The organism is Hephaestia caeni, assembly GCF_003550065.1.
Lineage (GTDB): Bacteria > Pseudomonadota > Alphaproteobacteria > Sphingomonadales > Sphingomonadaceae > Sphingomonas > Sphingomonas caeni_A.
The window spans coordinates 1,109,736-1,130,353 of the sequence record NZ_QXDC01000002.1; the positions used below are offsets into that span (position 1 = coordinate 1,109,736).

The 20,618-nt window shown below is 62.9% G+C and carries 29 protein-coding genes; 5 read left to right on the forward strand and 24 right to left on the reverse strand.

The annotated features are described in order from the left end of the window. Positions 1–18: 18 nt before the first annotated feature. From mobF to DFR49_RS05125, 3 genes are all read right to left on the reverse strand, one after another. Positions 19–3,012, reverse strand: a complete 2,994-nt coding sequence (gene mobF, locus DFR49_RS05115; protein ID WP_013846860.1) for a MobF family relaxase — start codon at positions 3,010–3,012, stop codon at positions 19–21. After that, on the reverse strand, positions 3,009–5,159 hold the full coding sequence (locus DFR49_RS05120) for a type IV secretion system DNA-binding domain-containing protein (protein WP_013846861.1): 2,151 nt from the start codon (positions 5,157–5,159) through the stop codon (positions 3,009–3,011). The genes mobF and DFR49_RS05120 overlap by 4 nt, the downstream gene beginning before the upstream one ends. Positions 5,160–5,331: 172 nt before the next feature. Beyond that, on the reverse strand, positions 5,332–5,631 hold the full coding sequence (locus DFR49_RS05125) for a ribbon-helix-helix domain-containing protein (RefSeq protein WP_013846862.1): 300 nt from the start codon (positions 5,629–5,631) through the stop codon (positions 5,332–5,334). 464 nt (positions 5,632–6,095) lie between these two features. Here DFR49_RS05125 and DFR49_RS05130 point away from each other — a divergent pair, with 464 nt between their 5' ends. Then, positions 6,096–6,419, forward strand: a complete 324-nt coding sequence (locus tag DFR49_RS05130) for a hypothetical protein (RefSeq protein ID WP_013846863.1) — start codon at positions 6,096–6,098, stop codon at positions 6,417–6,419. Between the two features lie 164 nt (positions 6,420–6,583). On the opposite strand, the gene DFR49_RS05135 is transcribed toward DFR49_RS05130, so the two are convergent. The 3 genes from DFR49_RS05135 to DFR49_RS21655 all read right to left on the reverse strand — a co-directional run bounded on the left by DFR49_RS05135 (position 6,584) and on the right by DFR49_RS21655 (position 8,978). Next, the gene (locus tag DFR49_RS05135; RefSeq protein ID WP_013846864.1) at positions 6,584–7,609 is read right to left on the reverse strand and encodes an SLOG family protein; all 1,026 of its coding nucleotides are present in this window, start codon (positions 7,607–7,609) and stop codon (positions 6,584–6,586) included. Positions 7,610–7,692: 83 nt separating this feature from the next. Continuing rightward, on the reverse strand, positions 7,693–8,166 hold the full coding sequence (locus tag DFR49_RS05140; RefSeq protein WP_030538182.1) for a DUF736 domain-containing protein: 474 nt from the start codon (positions 8,164–8,166) through the stop codon (positions 7,693–7,695). A 575-nt stretch (positions 8,167–8,741) separates the two neighbouring features. Continuing rightward, positions 8,742–8,978: a DUF5818 domain-containing protein gene (locus tag DFR49_RS21655; protein ID WP_062116437.1), complete on the reverse strand. Its 237-nt coding sequence runs from the start codon at positions 8,976–8,978 to the stop codon at positions 8,742–8,744. Positions 8,979–9,077: 99 nt separating this feature from the next. Between DFR49_RS21655 and DFR49_RS05150 the strand changes: the two genes are divergently transcribed. Beyond that, positions 9,078–9,473 (forward strand): hypothetical protein, encoded by a 396-nt coding sequence (locus DFR49_RS05150; RefSeq protein WP_013846867.1) that lies wholly within the window; start codon positions 9,078–9,080, stop codon positions 9,471–9,473. 293 nt (positions 9,474–9,766) lie between these two features. Further along, a complete protein-coding gene (locus DFR49_RS21855) occupies positions 9,767–9,916 on the forward strand; it encodes a hypothetical protein (RefSeq protein WP_013846868.1) in 150 nt (49 codons plus the stop codon). A gap of 25 nt (positions 9,917–9,941) precedes the next feature. Here DFR49_RS21855 and DFR49_RS05155 read toward each other — a convergent pair whose 3' ends face one another. From DFR49_RS05155 to DFR49_RS05165, 3 genes are all read right to left on the reverse strand, one after another. Further along, on the reverse strand, positions 9,942–10,394 hold the full coding sequence (locus DFR49_RS05155) for a type II toxin-antitoxin system VapC family toxin (protein ID WP_013846869.1): 453 nt from the start codon (positions 10,392–10,394) through the stop codon (positions 9,942–9,944). Beyond that, positions 10,391–10,705, reverse strand: a complete 315-nt coding sequence (locus DFR49_RS05160; RefSeq protein ID WP_013846870.1) for a type II toxin-antitoxin system Phd/YefM family antitoxin — start codon at positions 10,703–10,705, stop codon at positions 10,391–10,393. Before DFR49_RS05160 ends, DFR49_RS05155 begins: the two co-directional genes overlap by 4 nt. Before the next feature lie 87 nt (positions 10,706–10,792). After that, entirely contained in the window at positions 10,793–11,659 is an 867-nt protein-coding gene (locus tag DFR49_RS05165) for a hypothetical protein (RefSeq protein WP_245968248.1), read from the reverse strand. Here DFR49_RS05165 and DFR49_RS21860 point away from each other — a divergent pair. After that, positions 11,630–11,806: a hypothetical protein gene (locus DFR49_RS21860; protein WP_013846872.1), complete on the forward strand. Its 177-nt coding sequence runs from the start codon at positions 11,630–11,632 to the stop codon at positions 11,804–11,806. The genes DFR49_RS05165 and DFR49_RS21860 overlap by 30 nt on opposite strands. Positions 11,807–11,917: 111 nt before the next feature. Here DFR49_RS21860 and DFR49_RS05175 read toward each other — a convergent pair whose 3' ends face one another. After that, on the reverse strand, positions 11,918–12,922 hold the full coding sequence (locus DFR49_RS05175; RefSeq protein ID WP_013846873.1) for a deazapurine DNA modification protein DpdA family protein: 1,005 nt from the start codon (positions 12,920–12,922) through the stop codon (positions 11,918–11,920). Between DFR49_RS05175 and DFR49_RS21865 the strand changes: the two genes are divergently transcribed. After that, entirely contained in the window at positions 12,906–13,223 is a 318-nt protein-coding gene (locus DFR49_RS21865) for a hypothetical protein (RefSeq protein WP_170150862.1), read from the forward strand. The two genes, DFR49_RS05175 and DFR49_RS21865, sit on opposite strands and share 17 nt — an antisense overlap. A 127-nt stretch (positions 13,224–13,350) precedes the next feature. On the opposite strand, the gene DFR49_RS05185 is transcribed toward DFR49_RS21865, so the two are convergent. The 14 genes from DFR49_RS05185 to DFR49_RS05250 all read right to left on the reverse strand — a co-directional run bounded on the left by DFR49_RS05185 (position 13,351) and on the right by DFR49_RS05250 (position 20,598). After that, complete coding sequence (locus DFR49_RS05185) at positions 13,351–14,436, reverse strand: hypothetical protein (protein WP_013846875.1); 1,086 nt, start codon at positions 14,434–14,436, stop codon at positions 13,351–13,353. A gap of 194 nt (positions 14,437–14,630) precedes the next feature. Continuing rightward, the gene (locus DFR49_RS05190; protein WP_030538185.1) at positions 14,631–15,032 is read right to left on the reverse strand and encodes a hypothetical protein; all 402 of its coding nucleotides are present in this window, start codon (positions 15,030–15,032) and stop codon (positions 14,631–14,633) included. Positions 15,033–15,083: 51 nt separating this feature from the next. Further along, positions 15,084–15,383 carry a hypothetical protein gene (locus tag DFR49_RS05195; protein ID WP_013846876.1) on the reverse strand — a complete coding sequence of 100 codons (300 nt, stop codon included), beginning with the start codon at positions 15,381–15,383 and terminating at the stop codon, positions 15,084–15,086. 321 nt (positions 15,384–15,704) lie between these two features. After that, the gene (locus DFR49_RS05200) at positions 15,705–16,127 is read right to left on the reverse strand and encodes a putative toxin-antitoxin system toxin component, PIN family (protein ID WP_013846877.1); all 423 of its coding nucleotides are present in this window, start codon (positions 16,125–16,127) and stop codon (positions 15,705–15,707) included. Continuing rightward, positions 16,117–16,368 (reverse strand): type II toxin-antitoxin system prevent-host-death family antitoxin, encoded by a 252-nt coding sequence (locus DFR49_RS05205; protein ID WP_013846878.1) that lies wholly within the window; start codon positions 16,366–16,368, stop codon positions 16,117–16,119. The genes DFR49_RS05200 and DFR49_RS05205 overlap by 11 nt, the downstream gene beginning before the upstream one ends. Before the next feature lie 205 nt (positions 16,369–16,573). Continuing rightward, a complete protein-coding gene (locus DFR49_RS05210; RefSeq protein WP_119034652.1) occupies positions 16,574–17,098 on the reverse strand; it encodes a hypothetical protein in 525 nt (174 codons plus the stop codon). A gap of 122 nt (positions 17,099–17,220) precedes the next feature. Further along, positions 17,221–17,769: a hypothetical protein gene (locus DFR49_RS05215; RefSeq protein ID WP_013846880.1), complete on the reverse strand. Its 549-nt coding sequence runs from the start codon at positions 17,767–17,769 to the stop codon at positions 17,221–17,223. Beyond that, entirely contained in the window at positions 17,766–17,960 is a 195-nt protein-coding gene (locus DFR49_RS05220; RefSeq protein ID WP_013846881.1) for a hypothetical protein, read from the reverse strand. The genes DFR49_RS05215 and DFR49_RS05220 overlap by 4 nt, the downstream gene beginning before the upstream one ends. 28 nt (positions 17,961–17,988) lie before the next feature. Next, positions 17,989–18,177 carry a hypothetical protein gene (locus DFR49_RS05225; protein ID WP_013846882.1) on the reverse strand — a complete coding sequence of 63 codons (189 nt, stop codon included), beginning with the start codon at positions 18,175–18,177 and terminating at the stop codon, positions 17,989–17,991. Between the two features lie 67 nt (positions 18,178–18,244). After that, positions 18,245–18,445 (reverse strand): hypothetical protein, encoded by a 201-nt coding sequence (locus DFR49_RS05230; RefSeq protein WP_013846883.1) that lies wholly within the window; start codon positions 18,443–18,445, stop codon positions 18,245–18,247. Further along, a complete protein-coding gene (locus DFR49_RS05235) occupies positions 18,442–18,870 on the reverse strand; it encodes a hypothetical protein (protein WP_013846884.1) in 429 nt (142 codons plus the stop codon). Before DFR49_RS05235 ends, DFR49_RS05230 begins: the two co-directional genes overlap by 4 nt. Positions 18,871–18,954: 84 nt before the next feature. Then, the gene (locus tag DFR49_RS05240) at positions 18,955–19,425 is read right to left on the reverse strand and encodes a hypothetical protein (RefSeq protein WP_013846885.1); all 471 of its coding nucleotides are present in this window, start codon (positions 19,423–19,425) and stop codon (positions 18,955–18,957) included. A 2-nt stretch (positions 19,426–19,427) separates the two neighbouring features. Then, positions 19,428–19,964, reverse strand: coding sequence for a hypothetical protein (locus DFR49_RS05245; protein ID WP_013846886.1), 537 nt, complete (start codon positions 19,962–19,964; stop codon positions 19,428–19,430). Positions 19,965–20,007: 43 nt separating this feature from the next. Continuing rightward, complete coding sequence (locus DFR49_RS05250; protein ID WP_013846887.1) at positions 20,008–20,598, reverse strand: DUF1419 domain-containing protein; 591 nt, start codon at positions 20,596–20,598, stop codon at positions 20,008–20,010. Positions 20,599–20,618: the final 20 nt, after the last annotated feature.

Here is a 20,618-nt window from a genome sequence, read left to right on the forward strand (position 1 = left end):
AAGTTCCATCATCTTCTCCTATCGGTCATGCCCGCCGCCACGATCGCCATGATCGTGCTGCGGCTGAGGTTGGGATTGGGGTTCTGGTTGGTGGACAGGCTCGCGCGTACCCGCGCGATCGGGCTCCGCCGGCGCGTGCTGACGGTCCCGTTCGATCGTGCCGCGCAGGAAGCGGTCGACCAGCGAGGCAGCCTCCTGCGCGCGGCCGGCGAGGATCTCGGCAAGACTGTTCGGGCGGGGTTCGGAGCGGCCCTGCCGTTTCCGCTCGCGCTGCTCCCGCTCGGCATTACGGGCGGCGCGCTCGCGGGCATTCTCCTCGCGGGAGCGGTCGTGCCGGTCCTTGTGGCGAAGTCCCCGCATCTTGTGGCTGTCGGCCCTGATCCGGCCGAGCCCTTCGAGCGACGAGGTCTTCTCGCCCGATCGCGAGGCGAGCTTTTCCGCGAGACGTTGCTGGCTCTCGGTCCAGAGCTTCACGCCATAGGCGGCGCGAGTGATGGCGGTGTAATAGTTCTGACCGTTGACGAGGCCGGATTCCACAGGCGCCAGCGCATAGACGCGGTCATAGGTCTTGGACTGCGACGAATAGACGGTTTCCGAATACCCATGATCCCAGGTCCGGTGGACCGAGAGATCGACCTGCTGGACGCGCTCGCCGCGGTCCCATCTGATCGTCGCGATATTGCCCTCGAGCGCCAGAACGGTGCCGCGTTCGGCATTCTTGACCTCGAGTTCCTTGTTGACCAGCCGCCACTGGATGCGGTCGCCCTGGGCAAGGTCGCGCTTCTCAGGCAGGAACACATTGACATGCGCCGCCTTGCCGAGGCCCGGACGCCATTCGATCTGGCGGCCATGCTCGTCGACCAGGCGCACGACCTGGCGGCCATGATTGTTCCGGCCGACCCCGACGACGCGATAGTCGGCGTCGCGTGCGATCCCCAGCCTGGGATTGTCGCGCGTGAACTTGAGCACCTGGCCCGCGCTGTAGAAGCGCGCCATCTGCTTTTCCTGGTCGGTCAGGCCGGACGGGGTCAGCACTTCGAGCCGATGGTCTTCGGCCGCGACGGTGCCCTCGCGTTTCAGGACTTCGCGGATATGGCTGTTGACGATCAGACGGGTCGCGTTGTCGAGGACGAGGATATTGGTTTCGCCCCGTATCTCCGGTTTGAGCCGGGTCCAATCGGCGACCATCGCCTTGGCGAGGTTCTCCGCGGTGTCGCCGGTGGTCACGCGATCCAGCGCGGCGAGCGACGCGGCATAGTCGCCCTTGCGCGCCATGTCCGCGGCCTCCTGCGTCGCGTCGGTCAGGTGGCGCCGCGACTCCTTGAGCTGGCTAGTCGGCAGCCCGAGTTGCTGGAGCAGCCAATAGGCCTTGCCCTGCTCGATCGCGCCCGTCTGCTTATTGTCGCCGAGGAATATGAGACGCGCGCCGGTCGCGCGGCTGATCTCCAGCACGCGCAGCGCCTGGCGGTTGCCGAGCTGGCCCGCCTCGTCGAGCGCGAGAATATGCCTGTCGGTAATGCCATAACCGCCGCTCGCGAGCAGCGAGGCGAGCGTGCGGGATTCGATGCCCGCCTTGTGCCCGAGTTCCGCCGCCGCCGAAGAGGTCGGTGCGAGCGCCACGGTGGTATAGTCGTCGCGGGTCGCATCGACCAACGCGGCGACCAGGGTGGATTTGCCTGCGCCGCCGACACCATGCACGCCGACCGCCCGGTTTGTGCCGCTGCCGATGGCGATCAGCGCCGCGGTCTGTTCGGGCTTCAGCCTGGCGGCCGTCGCAGCCTCTTCCAGCCGTTCACGGGTGGCAACCGGCTTCGCATCGCCCATGGCCAGCGACAGATGCTCGGACAGGGCGAGTTCGAGTTTGGCGGTCCGGCGCGATGTCCGGCCGCGCGGAAGCGGCTGGTCGCCGGTCTGGCGCACCGTGACCAGCAGCTTGCCCTTGTTCTCCTGCGCATCGTAGAGCGGCCGCACGTCGCCCAGGCGGACCTCACCGACATGCGATGCGAGCGCGGTGCGATAGAGACGGCCTATATTGTTGACCGCCTCGCGCGTTTCATTCTGGCGGATGCCGAACAGAGCGGCGCGGCGGGCAACGCGCGGATCGGTCTCGATGGTTCGTTCACCCCGCTCCTGCGCCGCGGCCTGGAGCCTGTCGAGATCTTCACGATAGGGTTCAGCACGCACGCGCCATTGCTCGCGCAGGTCATCGAGGCCGATCGTCTCCTTGGCCTTTCGGGTCGCGAAGAAGGAGATCCGGCGCTGGGCCTGTCCCTCAAGCCCGTGCTCCGCGGCATGCTCGTTGATCTGCTCGGCGCGCTGCGAATAGTCACGGATAAGCTGGCCGGGCATGCCTTCGACCTCGAACAGCCCCTTACGCGGATCGAACACGATCTCATGCCCCAGCGCGCGCACGTCGCGGGCAATCTCGTTGCGATAGATCTGACCCATGACGAGCTGCTCGGCATACATCGAGCGCGTCTCGAGACTCGACATGCGGTCGCCATTGAGATGGTTGGTCATGTTGAGAATGACGACATGGGTATGGAGCTGCGGGTCGTGCTCGCGGCTGGCATATTCGGTGAAACGCGCGAACAGCAGCCGGCCCGTCGTCTCGTGGACGATCTCGCCGTCCACCCGGCGGCGCAGCTCGGCATGTTCCTCGGCATAGGCAAGCGCAACCCCGACCGCCCGCTCGTGCGCGGCAAGGATGCGCTCGTCGCCCGTGACCAGCGCCAGGATCGAGATCGACTTGGGCGCGCTGATCGTGAAATCCCAGCCGGGATGATGCTGGATGCCTTCCTTGCGCCGGCGACCGAGCTGCTGGTCGCCGACCTTGCCGGCGAGCAGTTCCTCGAACTGCTTGGGGTCGACAGGCCCGGACAGGCCGAGGCTGGCGGCGAGCTTGCCGCCCCATTCGGAGGGTTCGTTGCCGCCCTTGGTATAATAGTCGCCGATTGTATAGTAGCGGCCGATATTGGCGGGTGTCCCCTTGAGGCGGCGAGGATGGATCATGCCGGCTTCGCCTTCTCACGCGGGCCTTCGGAACGGCCATGGCTGTCGAGCCGCACACGGATCGTGCCGCGCGTCGCCCCCAACAAGGGGATGGGGGTGGCAACCCTGTTCTCCTCGTCGGGATGATCGTCGATCGGCGCTCCCTCGTCCGTCATGCCGGAATCGCTGTGGTCGGTGGGTCCGAACACCTCATCCTGCGGCACGGCGTCCTGGGGATCCGGCAGGCTGGGCGGCTCCTGGGTCGGCTCCCGCGCCGGCGGGGGATTGGCCTCGCCGGTAAAAAGATCGCCTTGCCCCGTTCCGGGAGACGGCGGCGTGTCCGGATGTCCCGGACCCTGCCCTCGCCTCGCGGCCTCCTCCCGCGCCTGGCGCGCGCGGCGCTCTGCCCACGCCTGGGAGATGATGGCCTTGCCGAGCGGCAGCCTTTTGGGGGGCTCGGTGCGTTCAACGAACGCGGCCGCGATCGAAGGCAGCGGATTGAAGCGATCGGTGAAACGGACGACGGGGAGATTGCGCCCGAAACGGAGGAAACCCGAAAGGTTCGGCAGATGGGTGACCTCGGTGTCCAGAACCAGCGGGCGGGTCACCTGCATGCGACTGAGGTTCACCCCGTCGCGCATGTCATTGACGCCGTAGCTCATCCCCTCGTTGGCTTCGACCTGCTCGACCCGGCCAAGGTTTTTGGAGATAAGTTCCGAGGTGTCGCTATCGTTCGCCCGGAGCGCGACCCAGGTCGAGCAGTAGCCGGTGATGGCCGCCGCATCCTCCTTGCCGTAGGTCGCGGTCAGCTGGGGATAGGACTGGAACCCCAATATGCCGCAGCCGCCATATTTGCGCGCACGGGCGAGGAAGTCGGATAGGCTGGGGAGCTTCTGGAGCGTCGGCAATTCGTCAATGACGCAATAGAGCCGCCGGTCGCGGTCGGGCGTGAGGCTCATGATCGCGCTGATCGCGATGTCGAGCCAGACCGTGATCAGGGGGCGCAGCGAAGGAAGCTGGTCGGCCTTGACGGTGACGAACAGCCAGCTGTCGTCCTTCTCGTCCTCGACCCAACGCCGGATCGAGAAGCCGTCCTCGGTATCGTCGAGATAGGCGAAGCTGCGCATGACCGAGGCAAGCTCGGCCTGGACGCCGGCCGAGGTGCGCTCTCCCTCGGCGGAGATGAAAGCGGCGGCATCGGTGCCCTTCACATAGGCGGCAAGATCGGCGAGCGGGGAACGCAGCACCCGATCAAGCAGGACCGAGATGAGCGTGTGCTTCTGCCGCGCGAGCTTGCGCAGGACGGCGACCAGCGTGCCGCGCGCGGCCTTGCTCCAGAACGGATCGCCATGTTTGTCGGGGATCGTAGATTCCGCGATCTGGTCGTAATGATACTCCCGCGGAACATCGACCCAGGGACTCCAGATGTCGGTGCGCTTGTCGAGCGGGTTGAGCAGGATGTCCCTGCCGGGGCGATAGAATTTCTCAACGAAGCTCCCGGCCGTGTCATAGACGATCGCCCGCTTACCCTGCTTGCGGATGCCTTCGAGCATGGTGGTGATGAGGTTGGTCTTGCCCGTTCCTGGAGCGCCGACCAGCAGGATATGTTCGGGCTCGAAGGCTTCCGGCACGGCGACGCCGCCGATTGTGAGCGCCCCCTTCTTCTGCCCCCGGAGCGCGCGCCGCACTTCCGAGGCCGTCCCGAAGCGGGCGCCGCGCAGATATTCGTTGGAGCCGAGCCCCTTCCCAGTTCTGGTAAAATAGAACCAGGCACTGACCAGTCCGAAGAGGGCGACCACACCGGCAATGGCCGCCCCGTGGATGAGGTCCTTTTCGAGTTTGTGGAGCGCCTGCTTCGCGACACCGGAGTCGGCGAGGGTGTCGGCCGAGGTCCAGTATTGGCGCCCGTCGGGGGTGCGGAACAGCACCGGGTCATTGGTCCCCGGCGCCGCATCCGCCTTGATGGTCGCCTCCACCAGCTTGGCGAGGACGAAGCGCTGATAGTCGGTCGACTTTTCGAACGCATACCAGCAGGTCCCCATCAACCAGAGGATCAGCCCGGCCAGCACGGTCTGGAAAAAGACCTGGGTGGTCATGCGGACATTGTGGACGATCGCCTGCCCGCCCCGCGTCCAGCTCCCCAACGTGTCGTTGCGGAAGATGCTCATGGCCGGCCCCTCCCCCGAACGGCTGGCGGTGCGCTACGGCATGCCCCCGGATTTGGGATGGCCCTGACCGGCAGGGAATAATCGCAGGCAATCGCGCGGCCGGACGGGAAGCCCGCCGAGGGGGAACGCGAGGCCGGGCATGTGTCCGCGAGGTGGGGATCCGCGCGCCGGGTCATGGCTGTTCGTCCGGTGAGAGCAGCCCCTTTTCGAGGAGCAGCGCCCTGGCGTCGGCCATGCCCTGTTCGAGCGTCTCGGGCGACCGGCGTCGCACCGATGCCGCGAGGATAGAGAGCGTCTGCAGGACGCAGGAGAGGATTTCGTCCTGCGTCGTGTAGACGTAGCCGCCGCGGGGATCGGCGGTCTGGTCGATCGCGGGGCGGAGGAGTTCGGCGACGCTGACGCCGACTTTACGGGCACGGCGCTGCAGCCGCTCGTAAAGGGCATCGTCGATCCGGATTGTGACCCTTGCCAAGGTGATGCTCCGACTGGAGCTTCGACAAGGAGGTCACGACGCACAGCAACTATAGCGCAGACAAGCGACGATCACAATAAAATCAGCGTGGCGGACGTGTCTGCCAGCCGGAAACGGCGGAATTGCGGGGCTTTTTCGGGCAATAGTACTGAGGCGGCAGACGCGTCAGCCAAATAACGTGAAATCTGGCTGACGCGTCTGCCAACGGAAACCATTGATTATAGGGCAGTTTCAGGCCACAGCACCCGTGCGTACGGTGCATTACAAACCGCGAAGCGCGTGCGTCGCTTGCCCGCAGCAACGGAGTTGCTGCGTCATCCCTACCGCTGCCGGGCGCACCCATTGCGGTGGTGGTCGATGTGGGGAGATAGGTCGCGCTATGCGGTGGGGTCGCTTGTGGCGCGGGTGCGCCTGTGCGACAAGGATCGCGTGACGAGCGGGCCAGCCTGAGAAGGAAACTGGTCATGCCTAAAATGTCTGAACGCGATAGGCTCGCTGATCTGGAAGATCGCGAGAAGAGGATTGCGGTCGAGAAGGCTGCGCTACGCAAGCGGCTACGCGATCGCTATGCGGCAATGGTGACGGCGCTGCCGGTCGAGCAATTGACGGAACGCGAGTTCCGGGACGTGCTGGGCCATGTGTTGCGGTTGGGCGGCGCTGCCGCGCTGGCTGCGCTCAAGGGGGCGTCGGGTGCCTCCGATGCTTCCCATTCGGGGAAAGCGCCAGCCGCGCCAAGGCCCGCAAAGGGGGATGACGGTGGGGCGCTCGGCCCTTCGGTGGGGGCGTGAACCTGTCGGCCCTTCCCCTTTTGGTTCTTCCCGCCGCCGCGCCGTCAGGCGCGGCGGCGGCCGGGGGCACGACAAAAGGCCAGCGCGCGGGGATGCGCGCCAGCCTTGGCGGGTCTCGTGTGATGGGTAGCGCGGCGCTGGGGGAAGCGCCGCGCCGTTTGGTTTCAGGCGCTGCGCCGTGCTTGCCTGAACGTGTCCCCCTCGCCGTTCTGCGGCTTGCGGGATGCGGGGGCATCCTTGGGCTTGCGGAAAGCATGGATGGGAACGCCTTGTTTCCGCATGGTCTGATAGAGATTGGCTTGGATGCCGGACCCTTCGCAAAGGACGGCTTCCACCGGCTCAAGCTCGCCCATCTTGCGGTTTCGCTGATAGGGAGCCTTGCGCCCGCCTCCATAGAGGCCATAAGCGACAACGGGGACGCCTTCCCGCGCTGCCCATGCCGCCGCGATGGCGTCCGCCCCTTTCCGCTGCCCGGTGGTAACAAGCGTCATATGCGGAACGCGGGCCTTGATCTCTGTCAGCTTCGCCCAAAGCGGTTCCCATTCGTCCCAGATGGCGGGGCCGGAAAAGATGACGACGGGGCCTTGCGGCTGGTGCTTCTCGCGCTTGGCAAGGGCGCGTTCCTGCAAGAAATCCAGCGCATTGATATAGCTTGCGGTGGTGACGGATGACGCCTTGCTGCCCTTGGTCGGTGCCCATGCGCGACGCCAGCAAGCGCGATACATGGCGGCGGCATAGTCGCGCATCGTTTCGATGGCGGCGCGCTGTTCCGCAAGCGAGCGGCATTGAAGCTGGGTATCCTCAAGGTCTTTGTTGAATACCTCGCCCGGTTCCATGCACCGCGTCATATCGCGGATTTTGTCGGCTAGGCGATCCTCCCGGCGCTCCACCGTTCCAGCGACAAAATGGAAGCTGTTGACGATACCCCAAGCAATATCCGGGGCGAGCGGGTCAAGCCGCGTGTCCGTCAAGAGGCAATAAAGCGACGTGATAAGTTCGCCGCAAACCTTCTGCGCGGTGAACGGTTCGGGCATCTCATGTTCGCCCGGTTCGTCGCCGTGTTCGATGATGGACAGCGGCAACGGATCGCCAAAGGATGCTTCAAAAGCGGGGGTTGCGGTTTCCTCCGCGATAAGTTCCGGCAGGTCGGCAAATGTGCTAACGGCCTTCTTAGCTGACTTCTTCGTCATGGGTCTGACTCCTGATGGCAGGATGATCGGTTAGGGTCCGGGGAAGCGTTGCTGCGCTCCCCCGGCCCGTCTTGGTCCGGTTCCTAGACTCTCACCTCGTCGTCAAAATCGGATGCGGCCCCTTGGCTGGACAGTCCGCCGCTTCCATCGGCGGTGCTGTCACCGAAACCGTAGTCATCGCCACGGTTGCCGGAAGGCGCATTGTCGCGGGGGGTGCGAATGGCGGGGCCGAAATCGTCGCGCTCCTGCCTGCGCCATGCCACCCGATAGCCTTCCTCCACCGAGCCGAAAAGCGCGATGGGCAGGGCTTCGGGCATCGACGGGTCATCAACATGGCCTTGCAGGAAAACCTCGCCGGTTTTCTTGGCGACGGCTTCCCAAAGCGCGCCGACCTGAACGACACGGCCCCCGACATTGGGCGCGATGATCTCATAAGCCGGGGCCAGTTCGTTTTCGCTTTCCACCGGGCGCAAGGCCAGCTTGGGCAGGTCGATTGCGCGGGTGGCAATCCATCCGATGATGCGGCCCTTGTTAAGGTTAAACTCACCGATATTCATAGCCTTTACTCCAAACGATGCTTCCGGGGCCAATCCCCATCTGCACCTATACTTATACCCCCTCCCCTTTTTCGAGTATATTCTATTGTTTTCTTGACAGTATTTCATCGCATTTGGTGAGCCAGAGCCAATAATACGGACGCGGTAGCGTCTCGAACAAAGAAAAATATGGCGAAGCCATTCCTTCCTGATCAGCGGAGGACGCGACGGTGGCCGTCTGTCATCGCATTCGGAGCCGCCGTCGCCGGGGCTCAAGGGTCAGGGCTGGTCGGGGCAAGCAAGGGACGTCGCGCTGCGGCCTTTAGAAAAGCTTGGAGTAGAAGGGGCCTGCCGACCGCTTACCCCAAGCGACAACGTCGGCAGGCCCCTTCTACTCCTAGGTTTTCTTGGCCGGAGGCAGCCCTTGCTTGCCCCGACCAGCCCTGGCACGCCGAGACCCTGCGAGGCGGCGCAGAATGTGATGACAGACATCGTGCGACGCTGATTGCGGGCCGAGGCGTCCTCGCCGAGGTCCGCGGCGACGGTGCCGCAAGCGCGACGTTTGAGGAAGGAAACAGAGCGTGCCTCTGGGGATGCTACGCCGGCCCGAGCCAGAGAACGTCGAGGAGGCTGGGGCTCGCCTTGCGTCCCTCGACGACGACGACTGCGTCCACCAGCGGCGGGAAATCCTGCGCGCCATTGAGGCGCCAGACGTGGCCATCCTCCATATCGAGGAGGAAACCGCGCTCGGTTCGACGCAGGCGTCCCCGGAGACGCAGGGGTGCGACCGTCCCGATCACGGCGCGGGATGCCGGCCGATCGGGGCGGCCCATGCGGAAGACGGATTCATGACCGCGTTCCCGTTGCGAGGATCATTTCCATTGTGACTATGTTTGCCCTATGTTCCAGTGATGGATGAAAGGACTTTCCCCATGATCGCGGACTATCTCGCCACCTTCGATTTCAACCTGTCGCTGATCGATGCGGTCAACGACCCCGACATCGCGGATGTGCGCAGCCAGATCGCCGCCCTCGCGCTCGGGGAAGATCTCGACAGCGGCTACTATGCGACCCAGGAACTGGCTGAGGCCTTTCTGGAGGCGGCCCGCGAAGCCAATGCCGAGATCACCGATCCCCATAGCCCCGCGCGGGAGAAGCTGGTGGATATCCTCGACAGCGGTCCACCCTATCAGCGTAACCTGTTCGACGCGGTAGCCACGTTGCCGTTGGCGGACGCTGCGAGCCATCTCGCCTGGCTTACGGGTGTAATGCGTGATCGCGCGGACATGTATCGGCCGGTCGAGGCGGCGCGTCTATCGACACGCTGAAGACCCCGCACCCACCTGCGGCATCCGGTAATTTCGCTCGGAACCGACTGGCAGTTGCTGCCCGGTTGGTTTAGAGGAGCGTGTCCGCCGGTGGCGGGCCGGAGAGTCGAAACTCCGAACAATAGAGTCGGCGCATGCCTTGCGGCCGGATTGCCTGTATTATGTCCAGGCTCCGGCTAAAGATCAGGCACGCGTTCTATTGTTCGCGTCTTTCGACCGTCCGGCTCAGGGGCCGGCATCCTCCTCCGGGGAGGGTGCCCGCCGACTGAGCGCGACGGGACGGAGAAGCACACATGACAGACGAAGAGCCAAGGCTGGAAAACGCCATCAAGCACATGGAGGCGGCACTTGAGTGCCTCGTCGACCCCAAGGACCAGGTGGTGGCGATAAGGCTTTCGCACGCACTTGACCTCGCACGGGAGCGATTGCTCGAAAGAACCTGAGGAAGGATATCCTTCCCCCAACTGGTCAGGATAGCGCCAGTGTCGTGGGATCATCCTCCCACGGATTGAATATGGCCGCACCGCTGTGACGCACATCCTTGACGTTGCGGGTCACGAGATAAAGCCGGTGCTCGATCGCGGTGGCCGCCAGCATCGTGTCGACAACGCTCGGTGTATGGCCCGTGCCTAGCTTGACGTCGCCGGAGATTGCTCCCCATCGCCGGATGATCGCGTCATCAAGGGACAGAATGCGACCTTTGAAACGCGCTTCGAGTGCATCGCGAGCCCCGATATAGCGTGACCGCTCAGAATGGTCGGCAGGTATGGCGTGGATGCCCTTGTCATATTCACCGAGCGTCAGGATGCTGAGGAACAGCGCTTCTTCGGGCTGCTCCGACGCCCATGTCTTCACGCTCGGCGCGCCGCCCGGATTGATGAGCGCGGCAATCACATTGGTGTCGAGAAGCCAGCCGATCACAAGACGATATCCCGTCCGCTATCGCGTTCGCGCGTCAGATCGACGCCGTCGAGGTGCAGTCCTTCGAGAAAGGCGACGAGCGGCTTCTTACGCTCGGGCGGCAGCAACCTTTCGAGTTCGTCGGCGCTGATGATAACGACGGCATCCTTGCCGCGGACCGTGACGCGTTGCGGCCCTTCGCTGCGGGCCAGGCGAACGACCTCGCTGAACCGCGCCTTGGCGTCTTCGAGCTTCCATCCGCGCGCCGCTGGTGGAAGCCTGGAACCACCTTTGCGTGCGGGGCCGTCACCGGCCCGTTTGGGTGTAGTCATGAGAATTCTCCATCTGACCAGCTAGTCAGATATAATGGCCCAGCTGTATCGGCGCAAGCTCGATCCGGCATCGGCGGGTCCCGTGCGTCATGCTGGCCTGATCCAATCGCGGGCGGGTGCCCATCCGAGAATGTCACTGCCGCTGTCGCCGACGGCCTCGCCCGATATGTCCCGCCAGGGCGATCGAGGCCGATAGACCGGCATATAGCGGGCGGTGAGCACTTCGAACGTAGAGCAGATATAGCCGCTGAGACGGATGGCAAGAACGGGCCGATCGTCGTCCGGAAGGCCTGTGAAGACCGAAAGGAAGCCGGGCGGGATCGGGAACAGCGTGCTTTCGATCATGGCGCGGGCAAGCCGCGTCTCCAGTTCGCCCGCTTCGGAGCCCCAGGGATGAGCATCGATGTCGAAGCGATCGACGGCATCCGGCGACGGGCGGATCGAGAATTCACCAGACCAGCAGCGACTGTCCGGGTTCAACGCGGGGACCTCTGCCTTGGCGGCGTTATTGCCCGTATCGGCACGAAACCAATCCGCCATCGCCGGCGTAAGCTGGCCGGTCAGGGCCCATGCCTTGATAGGGTCCGGATCGCGCTCGGGAAATTCGACAAGCCACCATTCGGCGCGATGATGGAGAATCACGCCATAGCAATGACGCTCGGCCGAATTGGATTCGGGACACTGGGTCACGGATACCTCCTTTTTGCGGGCTTGAAGGCCGCAATTGCCCCCATCGGCACAGCCAGGCCGTGCGGCGACGGTGATCGGTGGTTGCAACCGCGCGTCGTTCACGCCAATCTGGCGGTCAATCTTGTGAATTCGCAGCGACAGGCGTAATCGGAGCGTCTCGGACCTGTGAAAAACGGGCGGTCGCCTATCGCCGCTTTGAAAAAGAAACAAAGTGCTCCGACAGGGATGCTCGTGATGAACCTGCCTATCGTGTATCAGCCGCATGCCGTTTCTGATGACGGCGCAATGAGCTTCATGCTCTTTATGGCGGATGCCTGGGCCAAGATGCAGCCGAAGAAGCTAACGCTCGCAGATATGGACGAGTATTGGAACTTCTGTCGGGATGACGAGGTGAGGCGGGCGAGGAGATGATTCGATCGATGGGCAAGACCCTGCGTGGCGTCCTCGACCTTATAGGCCGGTGAGTTCTTCGCACACCGCATAGGTCAGCGACCGAGGCTAAATTCACCAGGACCTGCGTTACTACGTGGCGCTATAGGTTTCAGCCGCCCACTGCGCGACCCACCCTTCGGTGATTTGCTCGTGCGCGATCTCCCCTTGTTCGATCAAAGTGCGGATTTCCGCCCGGGCGAGATCGAGTGCTCTGTCCCATGCGTTTCCGGCCGAAAGCGCAGGTTTCGTGAGCGGCAGATGATGCTGGAATGCGGCGTCGCCCCCGTCGAGCCGGGCCTGCTGCCGGCGTTGCCATCGCTCCATATGACCGGCAACGAACTCGTCGGTCTTCGAAAAGCCTTCGCGCCACGCCTCGATCCGCGCGGCCAGAGAATAGGCGCAGGAATCGAGGCTGGCGATGCGATGCGCAAGCGGCCGCAAATAATGGAGGGCTGTTCCCTTCACACCGAAAAGGTGGAAGCGGAGCGCAGGGTCTGCGTCCCGGTCGAGCCGGCTTAGCACCGCGAGAAGCCCATCAGGACCGGACACCGTGCGGCGGCACATGGAGCCGATACCGACAACCATGCCTGGCCGAAGGATACCGGCAATGCCGTCGAGGCATCGCAGATAGTCGTCGGGATGCCGTCCCTGGATGACGGGCATGAACCGGGCATCGATTCCGCGATCGGCGGCTCTTGCATGACAGGCATGATTGAGCGCGATGGTGCGCGAGATACGGTCGAGGACTTCGTCGCGGTCGCGGGCAATTTCCTCTTCGGTGCACAGGTCGAGGCTCGCGAAGCGCCGAAATGGGTAGCTTGCGGCCAGTTCGATATAGTCATCGGCCGTCCAGGGCAGCCCGCGGTAGCGATGAGCGACGACAAAGCCGGCGGAGTCGAGGTCGATCGACACCAGGCGCGAGGCATTGGCCAGCGAACGCAGGTTCCAGCCCGCCCAGCGCGCATAGCCCTCGCGGCGATCCCATCGCGACAGCGCGTTCGCTGAAATGAGGACCGGATAGCGCATCTCGATCGCGCGCTGGAGAAGCGGGCCACGATTGAGATGCGGGAGGCCGACGATGATCTCTATGTTCATGCTGGCCTCCGCGACGTCACGCTTCTCAAGCGAAGGGTCGGTGAGACGAAAGACGGTTACGCTTGCGGGAGCCGGAAATCCTCCTGCCCTTCTAGAACCAGCTATTGCAAAGGTTGCAACGACTCCACCAGTAACCGTGCTTGTCGCCGACCTTATAGGCGTTGATGTTGAACCGCTTGCCTGTGGGGCTCGTGGGATCATCGTAGCACTCGGCTGCGCCGCAGTTGGGGCAGGTAATGCTGTCGATTACGACGATTTCGGGGATGTTCGTGGTTTGCTGGCTGCTGGACATGGTTGGTGAACTCCCAGATGAAACTCATCCACCAACCACCCCCTTTCCCCCTGTGGAGAGCGCGAAGGGCGCCATATTGCCGCCCTGTTGTTGCACCAGTCTGTCGCGCCAATGAGCGGGCCGATATGGGGCCGGGTTAGCCCAACCCGGTCACCAGCGCATGGGCATCGGCTTCGCAGGCCGCCGCTCCAAGCCAGACGGAACTGCCATCGCGGCGTCCGGCATAGAGTCCGAAGAACTGCGGCGCGACACCCACCGTTTCGGCGGACATGCGGGCGCGCGAGTCCTGCACCAGGCCGACGATATCGACGTGGCCATTCCAGTCGACAGGCAGGGGCAGCAAGGGACTGAATGCCTGGTTCTTCGAGAGCCCCTCGGACCATTCGGGATGATGATCGTCGAGAAAGGCGGCCACGATGCGGAATGCGCCGCTGTGGTCATTATGGATCGCCTCCAGCAGCGGAGGCATCGCGAGCAGCTCGTCCATCATGCTCCGCACATAGATTTTGAAGACAGGATCCTGCCGCCGGCTTCGTTTGGCGGTAGCGAGTGCCGTCTGGAGTTCGAAGAGTTGGGCGCGGGCGTGTGCGAGCGGCGTTCCGGTTGTCAGGTCGGGTTGATCGAAGATGTTCCCGAAGCGCCCGCCCGTCGGTGCCGTGCAGGTCTGTTCGAAGATCGTTACCGACAGCGCGTCCCAGCCCGCGGTCGATATGGCTTCCGGATTGGTATAGAAGTCGGGTTCCATGCCGGACAATTGATCGAGGGCATCGACCCTTATCCGGGCATTGGCGATCCGACACGAACCTGCTTTGATATCCTTTTCAAGCGCGATCTGGAGTTCGATTGCGGGAAGCGCGATACGCCGCGGACCATTGGCGGGGTCATGAGGAAAAAGGCCACGCCTTTCGATCAGCTGGTCGATCTGCGATGCGTCGCGTTCATCGGAGCGTTCCTCGAACATGTCGGCGGCAAGGGTATGCCAGACGGAAAGCGTGAATGTGTCGAACGGAACGATCTGGCGCGCGGCCATGCAGTCGTCCTCGCTTTCCATATATTCGACCCAGAGATCCCCTTCACCAAGGGCGTCGTTTTCAGGGTCATAGGCAAGCCTGCGCGCAACCATCAGCTCGTTGCTGGACAGCGCGACAAGATCGGCGGACGGCTGGGAGGAAGTGTCGACGGCGGGTTCGGTCGCGGGACCGGATGGCTGATGGATGGGCATGGGTTGTTCCTTATGGAGATCGGAGGATCCATGATGGCCCCTCGCCCATCACCTCCTTCCTCCTCTTCTGCGGTCCAGACCCGCTAGAAAATGCGTCTGGCGGCAAGCTCGTCCGACAGGCGCATGGCGGGTTTCCCAAAGTGTGGTTGCTGTGCGTGATCTCGCTCATCGTATCGAACGGGTGGAAGGACAATCTACAGGTCCGACCGGCGCCAGACATTCTTGGCGCTATCGGCGTGAAAGGCTGCGAGGCCCTGTCCATCCAGTTCGGCCTCGACGCAGCAGGCAAGATCGCCGGTCTCGCCGATGCCGGGCCGCTCATAGACATAGAGGTCGAACAGTGCCGTGCCGTTGGCGAGCGTATGACGCTCACGGATGCGCGACCAGGGATGTGTCGTGTGCAGATCGGTATCTTCCCAGTCGGGATCGTCGGTGATCGCACGAATGTTGAGGCCAGCGGCGCCGGTGGCGAGGTTGACGCGTTCGGCAATCTCGATTGCGAAGCGACGGGCGGAACTATGCCGCCGTGCAATCTGTTCGGCGGTCGAACGAAGCTGGCGGATATCATTGGCCGTCAGCCGGACGGTGGCTTGCATGTCGAAGCTCCTTCAGTTCGCGGGGATGTCCCAGCGCATTGCTGCTCGTCCCTATCGGTCGGGAAGCGTGATCGTGACGCCTGCGAGGAAACCGCTTTCGTCGACGGCCACGCCTTCGGGCAGCGCACCCATGCGGAGGAAGTTCGCGATGCCATTCTCTTTCAGGGCGCGCGTCACCATGGCGAGGAACAGGTCGCTGTTCGCATAGGCTCCGAATTTTCGTGAGCGGCGAAAGGCGTTCATATCGCAGAGGTGGCGCGCGATGCTGGGGATCTTGATCCGGCGATACGCGATGGTGTCGTCCGTGTAATAGATCGTCACGATTTTCGCCCGGAACTGGATGGTGAGCATAAGAACCTCGCAAGAAATGGCGGGATTGCGTCCAACGATGGACCGTCAGCGATCAGGAAACGCCGGCGTTGAACCGCTCGAGCCAGCTTCCGATGGTCGGGAGTTGATCGGGCGGCAGCCTCGCCACGACGTCGAGGAAGCCGATGAGATCGGTGGACGCTTAGGCAACGATATGATCGAACTCGTCGGGATCGAGCAGGCGCCGGTCGCAGATGAACTTCGTCATCGAGCCGGGCCGCACCTCCCATTCGCGAAGACTTTGCGTCGAGGAGTGCCAGAGTCATTCGCAGCTGCGCTAGCGTGGCGCCGCCCGGGTCAGACCTATGCGGAAATCCGCTTCAGCATGTCCGCCGGCGTCAGGATCGTAATCGCTGGCAATCCCTGAATGTCCAGCAAATCCCTGTCGCCACTCACAAGCCAACGGGCCGATCCGGCAATGGCGGCGCGGATGAACATATCATCATCCGGATCTCGGCTGCTGACCGGAAGAGCATCGTCATTCAGTTCCACCCAGTCGGCGATTGCACTGAAATCGTGTAGAATCTGATTTCGACGCTCGATGGTCAGATATCTGTCGAATTTCGGACGCCAAAGACGGGAACGAAATTCCTCGAAAGTGGCCTCGGCGAAGATCAGCCGGGCATGGGCGATCACCCAGAGCGTCACCCTTGCGGGGGTCGAATCTGCTGAAAGCGCGGCGCTGATGAGGACATTCGTATCGATAACGAACCTGTCACCCTTCATCGGACAGCAGACGCTCCAGTTCGCTATCGGTAAGGCCCTTCTTCGCGGCCTCGTTGGCGGTTTCGCGTAGCGTGCTGGCGAGCCTGTCCGCGTAGAACGCCCGCATGGCTGCATAGTCTTCCGGGGAAACCATCACACCCACAACCCGATTGCGGCGGGTTACGCGCACCGGCTCGCGCTGTACGCGGTCGATAAGTTCGCCGAAGCGGGTCTTGGCTTCGTTGGCGGTGATGGTCTGCATAGCTGCCTCCATTCGACCGAATTGATCGAATCGTTCGATTCACTATCTAAGAAGGAGAAGCCTGTCTTTCAAGCGGTCTGTGCGCCGGCGCTTGCGCGCGCGCCGTGCATGACGGCGCTACCAGCAGTCCGAAAAATCGGGAGCCAGCTGATAGGCGCTGTCCCTACCCGCGACGGCAATATGTCGATGTCAGAAGAGGGCATGATCACACTCCATCGCTATGGATAGATGACGCCAAAAACGCCATCCGTTCCGCATCGCTGGCGAGGGTGACGAAACGGTCTTCAGGGCGAAGATAGACGACGACATACCGCCCGCGCTCGCATAGTCGCCGGATGTTGGCGCGACTGCCCTGACTCGCTCCGTCCCATATGACGAATCCGACACCGGCGAGGCGGCACATTTCCCGATCTTTTGCGCTATGGAAGGCGCGCGTGCCCGCAGGAGCATCTGCTCGGATCTGCCGGACCGGCCATATGCCGATATTGTGCCGGGGGACGGAACCTCCGCAGAAGATCGTGACGTGACGCACACCGCAATCGGCAAGAAATCGTTGGACGGCCGCATCCGCGCCAGGGGCGTCGCCGATCACGACGGGTAACTCCTTGTCGATGACGGCGCCGAGCCGCTTCATTACGCTGGCCGGAAGCTGTCGGATGGAGAGCGATCCGGAGATGAATATGGGCGGCGTGGATACGCGATGGTATGTGGCAGAATCGCTGGCGGTCATGGCAAGCTCCCAGGGAAGTTCACCGCCAGCCCCTCCTACTCCCCTCCTTGCGGGCCCTTTCGCAATGGCCGATCCTGTGGTCCCCTCCGAGGGCGCGCGCATATCTTGCCGGCGCGATCCCGTCATTCTCGATGTTGCGCGATGATCCGTCGGGCGAGCACCTCGATTTCCTGACGATCGGCGGTTTGCGTGCAATCGCCCGGATAGACGATGAGATCGTCCGCCGCCGCGCTGCCCTTGCTGATGTATATCCGCCAGACATTCCGGCGAATTTCTGCCTGCTCACGCGCTTCGGTCAGAGGATTTAACAGGTCCGCCCACTGGCGCCGGTCGGGGTCATCGGAGAGATCGGTCCAGTCACTCAACATCCCCCAAACGGTATAGCCGTCGATCTGGGCATGATGCTCGCGCGTTGCACGCCGCTCGGCCTCGCGTTTCGGTGCGTCGCGTCTTGCCTTGGCCTCCGCCTGTTTCCAGCGGACCGACGACAGACCCTGTTCGAGGCCCTGGATGACGCCGGCCGCCACGGCTTCCTGTCGCTTGGGCACGATATAAGAGTGGTGCGCGGCCGCAATCTGTTCAGCGCCGTATCGCGCGAGCGCAAGCAATGCCTGCAGTTCGGTCTTGCTGAGAGTGACCCGAAGGCCGCTCGCCATCGCGTGCGTTTTCATGGGCGGCGTTCCTTGTGCCAGGGTTTGAGGCCCGCGAGCGGGAGCTTGTATTCCCGCGCGGTGTGATGACGCTCCTCGGAAAAGAAGCCCCAATGGCCGGTCGATGAATATCGCAGGAAGAAGAGCTTCTCGTTTTCCTCGGTCCTGATCCACATACCCGGCTCGATCGGGTATCGATCGGCAGCGTTCATTGGCGCCTCCTCGACGATAGGATTTGTCTCAGGCGACGTGCAGAACGAGATTTTCGTCCCTCGCCGGCCGGGTCTCCGTGACGCGGAACGGCTGGAGCGGGCTGCCGGTGCGGATGACATACTGGTTGCGGCCGGTGGCGCTGCGGCGCTGAATCGCGCAGGCATATGCGTGCTCGGCGCTCGCCAAACGCTCGCGAAGGGGAGAGAGTTGGGCCATGATATCCTCCATGATGTTGAGGTGAGGCAGCTTTGCTGCCCGGTAGGCAGGCATAGCCGATGCGGGATCAGCCTTGTCGGGACGGGCCTTCCTGATCGTCGGAGGCAACCGGGCGACCGATGCTGTCGATCACGATGCGAGCCGATTTCTCCCAACCGGCCTGATCGAGGATATCGGCGGCTTCCATCCTGGCAGCATCGAGTTCGCTCTGGGTAGAAACGAGCGCTACTCGCCTGAGCGCGCTAAGCGCCAAGTGCATCTCGATCATGGGGAGACCGCCTCCACGGCGATGCGGAAGGCGGAATGATCGTCCAGAACGAGGTAGATTTGCGTGCCCATTTCGATCTCGCAGATCGCGAGGCTGTCGATATTGGCGCTGGTTCCGTAAACTTCCGAGATCACATGCCGCGGGCGGTCATTGGCACAATCGCCGCCCTCGTCACACTTTTGGGCATGGGTTTCCAGCAGCTCGGAGATCAGAGCAGCAATCGTGCTGGAGCGGGTCGGATTGTCGCTGCCGCTGTCGGTCCTGTCGATTACCTCGCGCAGAATCGGCGTCAGCGCGTCATTGATCTGGAAAAGCAGATCCGACCTTTCACTATCGCGAAGACCGTCCAGCACAGTGTCGGGAATGAGGTCGTTGACCGCATGGGTAGCGTCATCGACCAGCGCGTCGAATTGATCGTCGTTCATCGAAAATCTCCTTCGCGGGCGCGACCGGACGCGGCGCACGAGGTGTCCGGTGCTATGTCGGGGATGGACGGATTGTTGGCGGCCTCAGAGCCGCTTCATCATCCTGGCCCGGACGCTCTCGATCCATTGCGCCGGGTTGCTATGGTGGTCGAGGCACTCCTGCGATCGCGCGAATACCCTCTCGGTATCCGGCTCGATCATATCGAGCGCGTCGCCATATTCGGGGTGATGCGCGCCTTTAGGCTCGGCGCTTATGATCCCAGGCTCGCCGCGATCTGCGATGAAGAGCGGATATCGGTTTTCCAACAGCACAAGCGTAACCTCGACCGAGCTATCCTCGATCTGGAGGCAGGGCGGGCTTTCACCCGGATCGAAGATCATGCGAATGCATTCCCCGATGTCGGGATCGTCCTCGGTCCCGTACATCTCCTCGAAGTCGCCCTGATCGGCTGTGCCGTTCTGCTCCTCGTAGGTCCCGTATGCGTGCTGCCAGAGCTCCTTGGCGTCGAACACCTCGACATGGAGGGTGACGCGTGCGTTGATGCGTTCCGCCATGATCATGCTCCTGCCCGCAAGGTTTGCAGCGTCTCCTTCATGAGCCACCGGGTCGAGCCGCCGAATATCTCGGTATCGGTGACGACATAGTAGCCGCCTCCGAAACCGTCAGCGATGTCCTTGTCGGCCACCTCCGCCCATTGAAAGCCGAACGGCAGCGCGGATTTGCAGACTTTCTGGATCAGCGATGCGAGGGCCGGAACGTCGGCTTCATGGCCGCTGATGAACGCGAACTGTGTCTTGGCCTCCGGGTCGCCTTGAATGATGAGATCGGCATCGAACTCGGGAAAGCCCGGATCCGACCAGAGATCGAGAAAGTCCGCGAAAGGATCTTCCTCCTCCGGTTTGTTCGGGAAGGTGTTCCTGAATCCCTCGCTAAGCGACGCGTAATAGGTCTTCACCGCTTGCATCCCGTTAGACGAGAGTTCGGCGAAGTCGCTGGACAGTTGGGTCGATACGGCGAAGCATTCCTTGAGCAGGATTGCTTCCTGCGGCATCAGCGGAATGGCGAACGCCGTTTGCAGATAGTGATTGGCCATCTTTCAGCTCCTGGATGGAAAGGATGGAACAGCACCCGGCAGGCTAGATCGCCGGCCCGGACGGCAGCCGGTGGTCGATCTCATCATCGGTAAGGCGTTCGAGCAGTTTCAAAGCGGAACCGCCGTCCGGTTCACAAATGACGATCGTGCGTTTGCCCCGGTCTTCCGGGGGCCACGCATCGGGATCGGCCTCGCCTGCAAGACCACGAAAATCAGCGTGCGTGCGCGACCAGATCAGTTCGAGCTTCTGCTCGCGGTTCATGCCCCGAGCGGCGGCTGTCTCATGGGCTATGATTGCCGCCCGCATCGCGTCGGGGCTATGGCGATCTCCAAGATTGCAATAACCGGTAAACCAGCGCTTGCGTCCGATCGTGATGGCGAAGAAGACCGAACCGACGAAACCGGCCTTGAGTTCAGACCAGGCGAACATCCCGGCGCGCATGAAGAGCGGCGGCAGTTCCCCGAGCATGGATTCGTAGGATTCGAGTTCAATCTCGAACCATGTATTCTCAAATGCCTTCCCCGAAATGCGATCCTCGAACGGGCAATCGGGAACGCGGTTGAACAGTTCGAACATCTGCTCGCGCGTCGCGACGCCGTCGAAAATCTTCCTGAATGGCAGAGCCTGGGTCATGGGACGATTCCTCATGGACA

Bases quoted from the DNA above. Each gene is read 5' to 3' on its own strand.
- mobF (WP_013846860.1), bottom strand. From the start codon at position 3,012: ATGATCCATCCTCGCCGCCTCAAGGGGACACCCGCCAATATCGGCCGC.
- DFR49_RS05120 (WP_013846861.1), bottom strand. From the start codon at position 5,159: ATGAGCATCTTCCGCAACGACACGTTGGGGAGCTGGACGCGGGGCGGG.
- DFR49_RS05130 (WP_013846863.1), top strand. From the start codon at position 6,096: ATGCCTAAAATGTCTGAACGCGATAGGCTCGCTGATCTGGAAGATCGC.
- DFR49_RS05135 (WP_013846864.1), bottom strand. From the start codon at position 7,609: ATGACGAAGAAGTCAGCTAAGAAGGCCGTTAGCACATTTGCCGACCTG.
- DFR49_RS05140 (WP_030538182.1), bottom strand. From the start codon at position 8,166: ATGAATATCGGTGAGTTTAACCTTAACAAGGGCCGCATCATCGGATGG.
- DFR49_RS21655 (WP_062116437.1), bottom strand. From the start codon at position 8,978: ATGGGCCGCCCCGATCGGCCGGCATCCCGCGCCGTGATCGGGACGGTC.
- DFR49_RS05150 (WP_013846867.1), top strand. From the start codon at position 9,078: ATGATCGCGGACTATCTCGCCACCTTCGATTTCAACCTGTCGCTGATC.
- DFR49_RS21855 (WP_013846868.1), top strand. From the start codon at position 9,767: ATGACAGACGAAGAGCCAAGGCTGGAAAACGCCATCAAGCACATGGAG.
- DFR49_RS05160 (WP_013846870.1), bottom strand. From the start codon at position 10,705: ATGACTACACCCAAACGGGCCGGTGACGGCCCCGCACGCAAAGGTGGT.
- DFR49_RS21860 (WP_013846872.1), top strand. From the start codon at position 11,630: ATGAACCTGCCTATCGTGTATCAGCCGCATGCCGTTTCTGATGACGGC.
- DFR49_RS05165 (WP_245968248.1), bottom strand. From the start codon at position 11,659: ATGCGGCTGATACACGATAGGCAGGTTCATCACGAGCATCCCTGTCGG.
- DFR49_RS21865 (WP_170150862.1), top strand. From the start codon at position 12,906: ATGATCTCTATGTTCATGCTGGCCTCCGCGACGTCACGCTTCTCAAGC.
- DFR49_RS05175 (WP_013846873.1), bottom strand. From the start codon at position 12,922: ATGAACATAGAGATCATCGTCGGCCTCCCGCATCTCAATCGTGGCCCG.
- DFR49_RS05185 (WP_013846875.1), bottom strand. From the start codon at position 14,436: ATGCCCATCCATCAGCCATCCGGTCCCGCGACCGAACCCGCCGTCGAC.
- DFR49_RS05190 (WP_030538185.1), bottom strand. From the start codon at position 15,032: ATGCAAGCCACCGTCCGGCTGACGGCCAATGATATCCGCCAGCTTCGT.
- DFR49_RS05195 (WP_013846876.1), bottom strand. From the start codon at position 15,383: ATGCTCACCATCCAGTTCCGGGCGAAAATCGTGACGATCTATTACACG.
- DFR49_RS05200 (WP_013846877.1), bottom strand. From the start codon at position 16,127: ATGAAGGGTGACAGGTTCGTTATCGATACGAATGTCCTCATCAGCGCC.
- DFR49_RS05205 (WP_013846878.1), bottom strand. From the start codon at position 16,368: ATGCAGACCATCACCGCCAACGAAGCCAAGACCCGCTTCGGCGAACTT.
- DFR49_RS05210 (WP_119034652.1), bottom strand. From the start codon at position 17,098: ATGACCGCCAGCGATTCTGCCACATACCATCGCGTATCCACGCCGCCC.
- DFR49_RS05215 (WP_013846880.1), bottom strand. From the start codon at position 17,769: ATGAAAACGCACGCGATGGCGAGCGGCCTTCGGGTCACTCTCAGCAAG.
- DFR49_RS05220 (WP_013846881.1), bottom strand. From the start codon at position 17,960: ATGAACGCTGCCGATCGATACCCGATCGAGCCGGGTATGTGGATCAGG.
- DFR49_RS05225 (WP_013846882.1), bottom strand. From the start codon at position 18,177: ATGGCCCAACTCTCTCCCCTTCGCGAGCGTTTGGCGAGCGCCGAGCAC.
- DFR49_RS05230 (WP_013846883.1), bottom strand. From the start codon at position 18,445: ATGATCGAGATGCACTTGGCGCTTAGCGCGCTCAGGCGAGTAGCGCTC.
- DFR49_RS05235 (WP_013846884.1), bottom strand. From the start codon at position 18,870: ATGAACGACGATCAATTCGACGCGCTGGTCGATGACGCTACCCATGCG.
- DFR49_RS05240 (WP_013846885.1), bottom strand. From the start codon at position 19,425: ATGGCGGAACGCATCAACGCACGCGTCACCCTCCATGTCGAGGTGTTC.
- DFR49_RS05245 (WP_013846886.1), bottom strand. From the start codon at position 19,964: ATGGCCAATCACTATCTGCAAACGGCGTTCGCCATTCCGCTGATGCCG.
- DFR49_RS05250 (WP_013846887.1), bottom strand. From the start codon at position 20,598: ATGACCCAGGCTCTGCCATTCAGGAAGATTTTCGACGGCGTCGCGACG.